This is a genomic window from Agrobacterium larrymoorei (assembly GCF_013322225.1).
Lineage (GTDB): Bacteria > Pseudomonadota > Alphaproteobacteria > Rhizobiales > Rhizobiaceae > Agrobacterium > Agrobacterium larrymoorei_A.
The window spans coordinates 1-12,054 of the sequence record NZ_JAAMFB010000001.1; the positions used below are offsets into that span (position 1 = coordinate 1).

A 12,054-nucleotide genomic window follows, 5' to 3' on the forward strand; every position below is an offset into this window, starting at 1 on the left:
TCCGACAATGATCGAGTGAACGCCCGCGTCGTAGATCGACGACTGGACGCACTCGAACCGGCTGAGCGTGCCGGGGATGATCGGCGCGCCCTCGGGGTTAGGTCGGCATGCTCGCGCATGTAATAGAAGGCGGAGTTGATGACCAGCTCGACGGCTTCAGTGCTGACTTCGGCTTTCAGCTTCCTGATCTTCTCTCCGAAATCCTCCTTCACCGGAGCGTGGCTCAGCCGGGCCTCAATGTGGTGCTTTGCCTAGTCGCAAACACATCGAACTTTTCGGCAATACTCTAACTTCCAGCTTCCTTGAACAAGACATTCTGATCAAGAAGATACCGCGAGAACAACGGTAGGCTTGCGCCTCCGATAGCGCGTGCTTGGCTGCCTACTGTTCCTTCGACGATCTCTGGCACCGCGACCCCCTGCAGGTCGTGGGAATCCAGAGCTCTTCGGGTCGCCGTTACAATACGCGCTCGCACCCAGTCGGGAAAGCCGCCGTCGATGATGACCGAGGAGAAGTCGATGATTGAGGCGCCTGCTACCACTGCTTGAGCCAGTGCTGCGGCGGTATTCTGGATCCAGCGCTCCAAGGGTTCTCCGAAATCGATCCACTCGTCAGGTGAGAACCATAGCGGCTTCGGATCGATATTGGCCTCCCGCAACATGTCTTCTAAGACGAAAATCGATGCAATCTTTAGCAACTGGACCGTCGACCCATCCCGGCCCTGTACCGGAAGCGGGCCTATAGCCCCTGCCGTTCCGGTTCTGCCCGAAAATAAGGCGGAGTTCAAAACGATCCCGCCCCCGATAAAAGAGCCGATGAATACATAGAGAAAATCTGGATAGTTCTGGCCTGCTCCAAACACGAGTTCAGCGCCACAGGCACTCGTGGCGTCGTTCTGTAGGAAGACCGGATAATCGACCTCTTCAGCAATGGCAGAGCGAAGATCGACGCCGCGCCAGCGGTCCATTTCGTTTTGGGGCGCTCCAACTTCCTCAGCCCAGCTCCACAGTTCAAAAGGTGCGGCAATACCGACCCCTGCAATCTTCTGCGAATGGTTTTCGGGCAATTGCGATTTAAGCTCTGCAATCCCCTTCACAACAAAAGGCAAAATCCATTCAGGCAACGGATAGGGGTAAGTATTGCGCATTTTTAAACGAATGCGGCCGACGAAGTCCATCAAAACGAGATCGACGCTTCGTCGACCGATTTTTACGCCGAATGAGAACACTGCATCCGGGTTGAGCCGCATGGGGGTCGAAGGTTGGCCAACCTTGCCGCGCAGAAGTTCACCGCGAATGAGAAGACCGTCGTTCTCCAGCGAGCGCATGATGACCGATACGGTCTGTGCGGAAAGGCCGCTTCGTCGAGCGATCTCGGCTTTTGATAGGCCGCTGTGCCGACGCACAAGTGACAGGACCAGTCGCTCATTATAGGCGCGGACGCCTATCTGATTAGCGCCGCCACTCAAATCCGATGTGCTCGCTACTCCTTGCTGTGCAGGCTCCGCTGAGCGTGTCATTCGCATTCCTCCCCGGCAAGTGCGTGCATAAGTGCCCGGACTATCTGCGACAAGTCAAAATTTGGAATAACGGCCTCCTCTTACCGTACTCCGGACCAGTCGAGTGAAATGAAAGATGACATATGGAATTAATAATTCAATCGGATTTATTTATTGACAGTTTTTTCATTTGATGGTTCCATTGGGACAGTGGATCCCGATCTTGGAGGAGAGGGACCGCAGGAAAAGCTTTAAACGAAGCAGCTCGGCTCATCATTGGGAGGATTACATGAAGAGCACTGTTACCGCCTTTCTTGGCGCGCTTGCGCTTGGCGTTTCTTTCGCATCCGTCGCATCGGCCGCCGATACATCGGTCTGCCTCATCACAAAAACAGATACGAACCCCTTCTTCGTCAAAATGAAGGAAGGCGCGACTGCCAAGGCCAAGGAATTGGGCATTACGTTGAAATCTTACGCTGGTAAAGTAGACGGCGATTCCGAGAGCCAGGTGGCTGCAATCGAATCTTGTATTGCAGATGGTGCAAAGGGTATTTTGATCACCGCTTCCGACACAAAAGGCATCGTTCCGACCGTCAAGAAAGCCCGCGATGCCGGTCTACTTGTGATCGCTCTCGATACGCCGCTAGATCCGATCGATTCCGCGGATGCGACATTCGCAACCGACAATCTTCTGGCGGGTAAACTGATCGGCCAATGGGCAAAGGGCACCATGGGCGATAAGGCAAAAGAAGCCAAAGCAGGGTTTCTTGACCTGACGCCTGACCAGCCGACCGTCGACGTCCTGCGCGACCAAGGCTTCATGATCGGTTTCGGTATCGACCCCAAGGATCCGAATAAAATCGGCGACGAGGATGATCCGCGCATCGTTGGCCATGACGTAACGAATGGCAACGAAGAGGGCGGACGAAAGGCAATGGAGAACCTTCTTCAGAAGGATCCCGGCATCAACGTCATTCACACCATCAACGAACCCGCAGCCGTCGGCGCCTACCAGGCTCTCAAGGCCGTCGGCATGGAAAAGAACGTTCTGATCGTTTCGGTTGATGGCGGTTGCCCAGGTGTGAAATCCGTTCAGGAAGGGGTCATCGGCGCCACTTCTCAGCAGTATCCGCTGATGATGGCATCCCTCGGCGTAGAAGCGATCAAGAAGTTTGCCGATACGGGTGAAAAGCCAAAGCCGACTGAAGGCAAGTCCTTCTTCGATACCGGTGTTTCTCTCGTCACCGACAAGCCTGTTGAGGGTGTGCCGTCGATCAGCGTCAAAGAAGGTTTGGCGAAGTGCTGGGGCTGATCAGCCCTGCCCTGTAACATTCGTTCGGCCGGGAGGTATCCCGGCCGTTTTGATCAGAGACTTTCGCATAAAATAATCCGGCTAAGTATTTGCGCCGAGCTTCTTTGCCGAGGCGCGGAAGCGGGAGGAGGAAACATGAGCGGAATACAGGAATTCGAGCGCGCGCTCGACGGGAGCGACAAGAATGTCGCCTCGTTCGATCAGCAGAACGTTTCAGTTCTCAAGCGCGCGCAGCATTTTTTACATTCGACACCTGCTGCCGTCCCGCTGATTGTGTTGATCATGTCGGTCGCGATTTTCGGCATGACCATTGGCGGGCGCTTCTTCTCATCCTACACACTGACGTTGATCCTTCAGCAGATCGCAGTCGTTGGTATCCTCGGCTCTGCGCAAACGCTAATTATTCTGACTGCTGGTATCGACCTGTCGATTGGCGTGGTGATGGTGATATCGTCGGTTGTTATGGGAAATGTGGCTGTAACTTACGGCATGCCGACCGGCATCGCTATCCTGGCCGGTTTCGTGGTTGGCGGTATTTGCGGGCTGTTCAACGGCTTCCTCGTTGCTGTTGTGAAGCTTCCGCCGTTCATCGTGACGCTTGGTTCCTGGAACATCGTTATGGCGACGAACTTCATATATTCCGCCAATGAAACCATTCGCGATGCGGATGTCGCGCAGAATGCGCCCTTGCTGCATCTCTTCGCCACCAATTTTCGCATTGGTACTGCCATCCTCACTCTTGGCGTTATTGCGATGGTCGTGCTGGTTGGTATCCTCTGGTATGTAATGAACCACACGGCATGGGGACGCCATGTCTATGCTGTGGGTGACGATCCCGAAGCCGCAAAGCTCTCAGGTATCCAGACGCGCAAGGTTCTTCTCAGTGTATACACACTCGCAGGGGTCATCGCGGCTTTTGCCGCGTGGGTTGCAATTGGCCGTAACGGCTCGATTTCTCCATCCGCCGCTGTGACGGATTACAACCTTCAGGCCATCACGGCGACCGTTATCGGCGGTATCTCGCTGTTCGGCGGACGCGGGTCCATTTTGGGAACGCTGTTCGGCGCCATGCTCGTCGGTGTGGTCTCGATGGGTCTAAACATGCTCGGCGCAGACCCGCAATGGAAAGTCATGCTCACAGGCTGGCTCATCATAGCCGCCGTGGCAATCGATCAGTGGATCAGAAAGGCAGCCGTCTGATGGCCCAGGAAACACACAAGCAACCTATTCTTTCTGCTCATAATCTCGTCAAACGCTATGGCCGAGTGACGGCCCTTGATAATGCTGATTTCGATCTCTATCCGGGTGAAATTCTGGCGGTGATCGGCGATAATGGCGCAGGAAAATCTTCCCTGATCAAGGCACTGTCTGGCGCTATCCGCCCGGATGAGGGCGAGATAAGGCTTGAAGGAAAGCCCGTCAACTTCAAGACTCCGCTGGAAGCCCGGGATGCCGGTATCGAAACCGTTTATCAGAACCTTGCTCTGTCGCCGGCACTATCGATTACAGACAATATGTTCCTCGGACGTGAAATCCGTAAGCCCGGGTTTATGGGTTCTGTTCTTCGCAAGCTCGATCATGCAGCCATGGAGAAGTTTGCGCGTAACAAGCTGTCCGAGCTTGGCCTGATGACGATCCAGAATATCAATCAGGCAGTGGAAACGCTCTCCGGTGGCCAGCGTCAAGGCGTTGCCGTTGCGCGCGCTGCAGCCTTCGGCTCCAAAGTCGTCATTCTCGACGAGCCGACTGCCGCCCTTGGTGTCAAGGAAAGCCGCCGCGTGCTGGAGCTGATCCTGGATGTGCGCTCTCGCGGTCTCCCCATCGTATTGATATCGCACAACATGCCGCATGTCTTCGAGGTAGCCGACCGTATACACATTCACCGGCTTGGACGGCGTCTCTGCGTCATCAATCCGAAAGAATATACGATGTCTGATGCGGTCGCCTTCATGACGGGTGCCAAGGAGCCGCCTAGAGAGACACTCGCTGCATGACGATGACTCTTTCAGCTTTGCTCGATGTGCTTTTCGAAAGAGCCGAAGGATCGAAGAGATTTATCTTAGCGATCGCCGGCCCTCCGGGGGCCGGTAAATCCACGCTGGCTGATGCGCTTCGTGACGCTTTGATAGACCGTGGTGAAAAGGCCGAAGTCCTGCCCATGGATGGCTTTCACATGGATAACGGCATTCTCGAAGATCGCGGACTTCTGGCAAGAAAAGGAGCCCCGCAAACATTCGACGTACGCGGCTTTTCGGACATCATCGATGCCGTTCGCAAAGCGGATGAAGAGGTTCTGGTTCCCGTTTTCGACCGCTCCCGTGAAATCGCCATTGCTTCGGCACGGGCTATTTCAACGCAGACTCGTTTCATTCTGGCGGAAGGTAACTACCTTCTGCTCGCCGACGATCCCTGGTCCCGCCTCGCGGAGCGCTTTGATTTTACAATCTTCGTCGGCCCATCATCAGAGGTTTTGGAGCAGCGGCTTCATGATCGCTGGATGGGGTACGGGCTGGACGACGAAGCCGTCAAGGCGAAGCTTTATGGTAACGACCTGCCGAATGGCCAACACGTTATCGAGCATTCAAGACAGGCAGATATCAACATCGATATATGGGAATAGGCTGCTTCTTGGATGAGCACCCTATTTGCTGACAAACTCCTCGTGCCTTGACGCTTTTGCGCGACATCTACCCGGCAATATTGTAGGTCACGGGCATGACGATTCTGGACGCGGCATGACCGGCAAGGTTTATCTCTCACGCCTGAAATTGACGGATTTTCGCAACTACGCGGAAATGTCACTGCGCCTTGATGCGCGGCACGTGGTCCTGACCGGAGATAACGGATCGGGAAAAACCAATCTGCTGGAAGCTGTTTCCTTCTTGTCACCCGGCCGAGGTCTGCGGCGCGCTGTCCTGTCGGATGTTACGCGCGTTGGCGCAGAGGCGGCTGGCTTTTCCATCTTTTCCGATGTGGATGGTATGGATGGAGAAGTTGCCATCGGAACGGGCCTTGATGGGGAAGGCGAAACGCTTTCGCGCCGACTGAGATTGAACGGTACTCCAGTAAAATCGGTGGATGAGTTGACGGATCACCTCCGCGTTCTCTGGCTTACCCCTTCAATGGACGGGCTGTTCACCGGACCGTCGGTAGACAGACGTCGATTTCTTGACAGGTTGGTGCTTTCGCTCGATCCGACGCATGGGCGACGCGCGAGTGATTTTGACAAGGCGATGCGAGGACGAAATCGGCTCTTGTCCGAAGGGCGCTTCGATCCCGTCTGGCTGGACGGCATCGAGAAGCAGATGGCTGAGCTTGGCATGGCTATGGCTGTCGCGCGTCACGAGATGCTGGGGCTGTTGCGTGCGCTGATTGAAAGCCGTGCCGATGATTCGGGTTTTCCAAAAGCGTCGCTCGCTTTATCCGGCTTCATTGATGGGGAGTTTCATCGGCCCGCGGTCGATCTGGAAGACGAGTATCTCTCTACCCTCAAAGAAAGCCGTTACCGTGACGCGGGTGCTGGACGCACGCTTGACGGCCCCCACCGAACGGACCTTTTGGTACGGCATACGGAAAAGGATATGGATGCTGGCCGCTGCTCTACAGGGGAGCAAAAGGCACTTCTGGTTGGCCTTGTTTTAGCGCATGCGCAGCTGACGACAAATATGACCGGTTATGCTCCTGTCCTTCTCTTGGACGAGATTGCCGCACATCTGGATGAAGGCAGACGAGCGGCACTCTTCGATCTCGTCCATGCGCTTGGCGGGCAAAGTTTCATGACCGGAACGGATGCCTCCATGTTTTCGGCACTGGGCGCGCGCGCGCAGTTTTTCAACGTTTCCCATGGCAGCATCGGTCAATAGGTCCTAGATAGGATCACACAGCCGGAGACACGATCTTGGACCCTCTCAGCCCTAACGAAATCGAGCGTTACAAACGCCATATCCTCTTGCCGGAAATCGGTGGAGCAGGGCAGCAGCAGTTGAAGGCGGCGCGGGTATTGGTGATCGGTGCTGGAGGCCTAGGTGCGCCCGTACTGTATTATCTCGCGGCGGCAGGGGTTGGTACGCTCGGCATAATCGATGACGATATCGTTTCACTTTCCAACCTTCAGCGGCAGGTCATCCACGACACCGGTACCATCGGAGAACGGAAAACCGAAAGCGCCCGGCAAGCAATTGCCCGCCTCAACCCGTATGTGCGAGTGATGCGGTTCGAGGAACGATTCTCCGCCGTCTGGGCGCAAGAGCACCTGAATTCCTTTGATCTGGTTATCGATGGTTCGGACAATTTCGACACACGTTATGCCGCAGCCGATGCGGCTGAGGCGGCGGCAGTGCCTCTGGTGACGGGCGCGGTCGGGCGCTTCGACGGATCGGTAACGGTTTTGAAGCCTTATGAAACCGATGCAGACGGTGATCTTCGACCACGCTACCGCGATTTGTTCCCAGCCCCGCCACCGGACGGTTTGGTGCCCTCGTGCGCGGAAACAGGTATTATCGGCGCACTGACCGGCGTGGTTGGCACGATCATGGCAATGGAAGCCGTCAAGCTCGTAACGCAGACGGGCGAACCGCTGGTTGGCCGATTGCTGCTCTACGACGCGCTTGCTTCCCGTTTTGAAACCGTGCGCTACAAGCGCCGCAAGGATAAGTCATGATCGAGATCGTTCAAATCGATGATGGGTTTGATCGCATCGACGAGTTGCTCGCACTCATCATGTCATCCTTCGCTTACATGGATGGCGTTATAGACCCGCCATCCTCGGCGCATCGACTGACGCCAGACACTCTGCGTCAGAAAACACGCGATGAGCTCGCCTTTGCCGCTTTGGGTAACGGCGAGTTGCTCGGCTGCATCTTCTGCAAGCCTGAAAGTTCCTCTCTCTACATTGGAAAACTTGCCGTTTCACCGGCAGCGCAAGGGCGCGGTCTCGGTCGGGCCTTGCTCAGAAAAGCAGAGGAAACAGCGCATTCGCTTAGTCTTCCTGCGCTGCGGTTGGAAACGCGGATAGAGCTTGTCGGCAACCACAAGCAATTCTCGTCCTGGGGATTTACAAAGACGGCTGAAAACGCGCATCCAGGCTTCGATCGTACCACCTCCATCGAAATGAGGAAGCGTCTGGCTTAATCAAGCTCTTCCGGGCAGCACTCGGTTCGGTGGCCTGTGGCCGTCGAAGAAGGCGCGGATATTTATGATGACCTTGTCACCCATGTCGATGCGGCCTTCGATGGTGGCAGAACTCATATGCGGCAGCAACACCACCTTGCCCTCTTTGGCGAGCTTGATGAGCTTCGGGTTGACCGCAGGCTCGTTCTCGTAAACATCGAGCCCGGCACCGGCGATCTTGCCACTTTGCAGGCAGCGAATAAGCGCAGCCTCATCAATGATATCGCCGCGCGCCGTGTTGACGATGTAACTCGTCGGCTGCATCAGCGATAGATGGCGAGCCGAAATCAGGTGATAGGTGGCTGGCGTCGATGGGCAGTTGACAGAAACGATGTCAACACGCGCCAGCATCTGGTCGAGACTGTCCCAGTAGGTCGCCTCCAACTCCGCTTCCGTCGCAGGATTTACCCGTTTGCGGTTATGATAATGAATGGAGAGGCCGAAGGCCTTGGCGCGGCGTGCGACCGCTGTGCCGATCCGCCCCATGCCGACAATGCCCATGCGCTTGCCCGAAAGGCGGCGTCCCAGCATCCATGTCGGCGACCAGCCTCCCCATTCGTCTGCCCCATTGGCCAGAACGCGTGTGCCTTCAACCAGGCGGCGTGGCACGGCCAGAACCAGCGCCATTGTCATGTCAGCGCTGTCTTCCGTCAAAACGTTTGGCGTGTTGGTAACCGTGATACCCTTGCGAGCTGCGGCGTCTACATCGATATGGTCGATGCCATTTGAGAAGCTGGCGATCAATTTCAGTTGAGGGCCTGCCTGCTCGATCATGGACGCGGTGATTCGATCCGTTACGGTCGGTACCAGAACATCTACCCGCTGCATGGCGGCGATGAGTTCCTGTTCGGTGCGTGGCGCATCTTCGATATTCAGTTCGGCCTCGAACAATTCGCGCATGCGTGTTTCGACCAGATCCGGCAGCTTTCGGGTGAGATAGACGGTCGGTCTTTTCTTATTCGTCATTGTCTGCAGGCACCTTGTTCAGAGGTCGTTAACCAGAAAGAGCGATAATTTCTTCCATCAAGGGCGTTTCTACCAGACCCACCGGCGAAGACAAACAAATCTCGCATGTTGCCGCCTTGGCTTTAGGGAAAGAAGCGCCTGATCGTCATTCTCTTTTGCTCGTCGCAAGGAAACGGAAACCGGCATGCGTAGCATTGTCTCCATCGTCTGCATTGCATTGTCCCTGGGTTTTCTCGATGCGGCAACCGCTCCTGTTTTGGCGCAGGGTGCCGCGAAGGGCGCAAGCGGCCTGCCGCTGCCGCGCTTCGTCAGCCTCAAGTCCAAGCGCGTCAACATGCGCATCGGCCCCAGCACCGATTATGCCGTCTCATGGATGTACATGAAATCCGGCATGCCGGTTGAAATCATCCAGGAGTACGAAAACTGGCGGCGTATACGCGATGCGGACGGTACGGAAGGCTGGGTTAATCAGGCGTTGCTATCGGGTGAACGGACAGCAGTTGCTGCGCCCTGGATGCGGGGCAAAGGCAAGGAAGTCTTCGTCAATGTGCGTCGTGAGGCGCAGTCCAGCGCGTCTGTTGTGGCGAAACTGGAACCTGGCGTCCAGATCAAGATCGGCGAATGTAATGGTGACTGGTGCCGGGCAGAAGCCGGTCAGGTGACCGGCTGGGTGTCTCAAGGCGAAATTTGGGGCGCTTACCCCGGCGAAGCTTTTAAATAAAACGTCTATAGAAGACTGTGCTTTTCAGCCAATGTCTTCAGCGAAGACATTGGGCGCGGGCCAACCTGCTGGATAACCGCAGCCGCTGCAAGGCAGCCGAGCTTACCGCTGTCTTCCAGCGAACGCCCCTGCGTATAGCCGAACAGGAACCCGGCAGCAAAAAGATCGCCCGCACCCGTCGTATCGACCACATCGAAGACTGGATAGGCATTGACCTTGATACGTTCTTCACCCCGTACGATGACGGCACCTTCTTCGCTAATGGTCACGGCTGCAATCTTGCAGTCAGCCGAAATTTTCTGAAGTGCGACATCAAAATCCTCGGTCTCGTAGAGAGACAGCGCTTCCTGTTTGTTGGCAAAAACGATGTCGACTGTGCCGGACCGCATCAAATCCAGAAACTCGTCGCGATAGCGTCCGACGCAGAAGCTGTCCGAAAGCGTCATGGATACTTCTCGGCCGTTTTCGTGAGCAATTCGAGAACAATCACGGATCGCATCCTTGGCACGTGGCGGATCCCACAGATAACCTTCGAAATAGGTGACCTTGGATTCGGCAACAACTTCCGGCTCCACATGTTCCGGGCCGAGTTCTACGCACGCACCAAGATAAGTGTTCATCGAGCGCTCGCCATCTTCGGTCACGAAAATCATCGAGCGGGCCGTGGGCGGGAAGGTGCCTTCAGGCTTGGTCTCGAAGTGAACGCCCTGAGCGCGGATATCGTGCTGGAAGATTTCGCCGAGTTGATCCTCAGCCACCTTGCCGAAATAGGCTGCACGACCGCCGAAATTGGCAATGCCCGCTGCCGTATTGCCAGCGCTGCCGCCGGAGGCTTCCAGAGCCGGACCCATGAGCGAGTAGAGCAGCTCCGCACGCTCGGCATCGATCAAGTTCATCGCGCCTTTGGTGATGGCGTTATCGCCGAGAAATTTATCGTCGCAGCGAGAGATGATGTCCACGATGGCATTGCCAACGGTCAAAACGTCGAATTTTGTCATGAGCCTCTTGTCCGAACCGCATCGATGGATGCGTAACCGGAATTCGGTCTTAAAGATTTCTACCGCATTGAAAAGGAAAAACGGTGCTGCGAAGCCATTCTTCGTCTCGTCATTTCCCTGTCATGGAAAGTTGCTAAATCATACTCGTTCTCATCACGGATGTACTGGTGAGGGCGGTTGCGAAGCGGGGTTGATCCCCGCTTTTTGCATTTTAAGAACTGTGCGCCACCTTATCGATACGAAACGCTAAAAAACGTTTCCGATCCTTATTTCTTTCCTATACACCGGAAGGACTGTCCGTACAGGCCTCGAAAGTCCCGATAATGTATGCTGTTGCCGTCAATGTCGCACCGATCTTTCTTCTCATTCTGATCGGGTGGCTGACAGTCAAGGTAAAACTCTTCAAGGCCGATGCCAGCGATATTCTCAGCGACTTTGTTTTCAAGATTGCGGTGCCGACCCTTATTTTCCGCACGCTCGCGGAAGCGGATTTTCATGGTGCATCGCCGTTTAAGCTTTGGATAACCTATTTCACCGGTGTCGCGATAACGTGGGCCGTCGGACAGGTGGTCACGCGCCACTTTTTCAAACAGGACTTGCGCGTCTGCGTCATCGCGGGCATCTCATCTGCCTTCGCGAACAATATCTTCATTGGCTTACCACTCGTCGGTCGTTCCGTCGGTAACGATGGCATCGTCGCGATTTCCATCCTGCTTGTCGTCCATCTACCGATCATGATGATCGCGGGGACGATCCTGATGGAGAACGCAACGCATAAGGTGACGGGTGGCGAACGCCGCGCTGCCCTGACTGTACTGAAGCAGGTGGGGCGTAATCTCGCAACCAATCCTCTCGTCATCGCACTGGTTCTAGGCTTGAGCTTCAATATGCTCGCCGTGCCGGTGCATGTCGTCTTTACGACCGTGATCGGCCAGATTGCCGCGATGGCTGGACCTGCAGCGCTTATTTCGCTGGGCATGGCGCTAACGAAATATCCGATCCGCGGAAATCTGCGTATTGCCGCGACCATTACCGTCTTCAAGCTTTTGCTGATGCCCGCATGTGTCTGGTTGACGGCACTGCTTCTTGGCTTAAGCCCGGCATGGACGGCGGCGCTGGTTCTCACATCCTGCGTGCCGACGGGCATAAACTCCTGGTTACTGGCCAACCGTTTCGGCATCGGTCACAGCATTGCAGCCTCTAACATCAGCATTTCTACGCTGTTCGGCGTGATGACGGTGTCTTTCTGGGCGTGGCTGTTGAGCTGAGGCCGCACGTTGCGGCCTCTAGGTGTTTAGTCCCGGGAATTGATGGGTCGGGTCGGTGGTGAATCGATCCGGTTCATTTGTCAAGCTCCGACAAATGAATTCGTATGGAGTGAGGCCTTTGA

At 55.6% G+C, this 12,054-nt stretch carries 13 protein-coding genes and 1 pseudogene; 9 read left to right on the plus strand and 5 right to left on the minus strand.

The features are described 5' to 3' along the window. Positions 1-212: hypothetical protein (locus G6L28_RS23170; RefSeq protein WP_210265769.1), on the minus strand; the 212-nt coding region annotated here is incomplete at its 3' end. Positions 213-286: 74 nt separating this feature from the next. Then, complete coding sequence (locus G6L28_RS00005; RefSeq protein ID WP_174061737.1) at positions 287-1,519, minus strand: ROK family transcriptional regulator; 1,233 nt, start codon at positions 1,517-1,519, stop codon at positions 287-289. A gap of 268 nt (positions 1,520-1,787) precedes the next feature. On the opposite strand from G6L28_RS00005, the gene G6L28_RS00010 reads away from it, so the two are divergent. The 7 genes from G6L28_RS00010 to G6L28_RS00040 all read left to right on the plus strand — a co-directional run bounded on the left by G6L28_RS00010 (position 1,788) and on the right by G6L28_RS00040 (position 7,940). Next, entirely contained in the window at positions 1,788-2,810 is a 1,023-nt protein-coding gene (locus tag G6L28_RS00010; RefSeq protein ID WP_174061738.1) for a sugar ABC transporter substrate-binding protein, read from the plus strand. A gap of 135 nt (positions 2,811-2,945) precedes the next feature. Then, positions 2,946-4,010, plus strand: a complete 1,065-nt coding sequence (locus G6L28_RS00015; RefSeq protein ID WP_174061739.1) for an ABC transporter permease — start codon at positions 2,946-2,948, stop codon at positions 4,008-4,010. Then, positions 4,010-4,804, plus strand: a complete 795-nt coding sequence (locus G6L28_RS00020) for an ATP-binding cassette domain-containing protein (RefSeq protein ID WP_174061740.1) — start codon at positions 4,010-4,012, stop codon at positions 4,802-4,804. Before G6L28_RS00015 ends, G6L28_RS00020 begins: the two co-directional genes overlap by 1 nt. Further along, positions 4,801-5,430: a nucleoside triphosphate hydrolase gene (locus G6L28_RS00025; RefSeq protein WP_174061741.1), complete on the plus strand. Its 630-nt coding sequence runs from the start codon at positions 4,801-4,803 to the stop codon at positions 5,428-5,430. The genes G6L28_RS00020 and G6L28_RS00025 overlap by 4 nt, the downstream gene beginning before the upstream one ends. 115 nt (positions 5,431-5,545) lie before the next feature. Then, on the plus strand, positions 5,546-6,673 hold the full coding sequence (gene recF / locus G6L28_RS00030) for a DNA replication/repair protein RecF (protein ID WP_174061742.1): 1,128 nt from the start codon (positions 5,546-5,548) through the stop codon (positions 6,671-6,673). Positions 6,674-6,708: 35 nt separating this feature from the next. Beyond that, complete coding sequence (locus tag G6L28_RS00035; protein ID WP_174061743.1) at positions 6,709-7,470, plus strand: molybdopterin-synthase adenylyltransferase MoeB; 762 nt, start codon at positions 6,709-6,711, stop codon at positions 7,468-7,470. Then, positions 7,467-7,940 carry a GNAT family N-acetyltransferase gene (locus tag G6L28_RS00040; RefSeq protein WP_174061744.1) on the plus strand — a complete coding sequence of 158 codons (474 nt, stop codon included), beginning with the start codon at positions 7,467-7,469 and terminating at the stop codon, positions 7,938-7,940. The genes G6L28_RS00035 and G6L28_RS00040 overlap by 4 nt, the downstream gene beginning before the upstream one ends. Here the strand turns inward: G6L28_RS00040 and G6L28_RS00045 are convergent, their stop codons facing one another. Beyond that, positions 7,941-8,945 (minus strand): 2-hydroxyacid dehydrogenase, encoded by a 1,005-nt coding sequence (locus G6L28_RS00045; RefSeq protein WP_174061745.1) that lies wholly within the window; start codon positions 8,943-8,945, stop codon positions 7,941-7,943. 184 nt (positions 8,946-9,129) lie between these two features. On the opposite strand from G6L28_RS00045, the gene G6L28_RS00050 reads away from it, so the two are divergent. Next, the gene (locus G6L28_RS00050; protein ID WP_174061746.1) at positions 9,130-9,666 is read left to right on the plus strand and encodes an SH3 domain-containing protein; all 537 of its coding nucleotides are present in this window, start codon (positions 9,130-9,132) and stop codon (positions 9,664-9,666) included. 5 nt (positions 9,667-9,671) lie between these two features. Here the strand turns inward: G6L28_RS00050 and G6L28_RS00055 are convergent, their stop codons facing one another. Further along, complete coding sequence (locus G6L28_RS00055; RefSeq protein ID WP_174061747.1) at positions 9,672-10,664, minus strand: adenosine kinase; 993 nt, start codon at positions 10,662-10,664, stop codon at positions 9,672-9,674. A gap of 323 nt (positions 10,665-10,987) precedes the next feature. Here G6L28_RS00055 and G6L28_RS00060 point away from each other — a divergent pair, with 323 nt between their 5' ends. After that, positions 10,988-11,932, plus strand: a complete 945-nt coding sequence (locus G6L28_RS00060; RefSeq protein ID WP_174061748.1) for an AEC family transporter — start codon at positions 10,988-10,990, stop codon at positions 11,930-11,932. An 18-nt stretch (positions 11,933-11,950) separates the two neighbouring features. Here the strand turns inward: G6L28_RS00060 and G6L28_RS00065 are convergent. Next, positions 11,951-12,054: pseudogene (locus G6L28_RS00065) on the minus strand (IS481 family transposase); the annotation flags it as partial.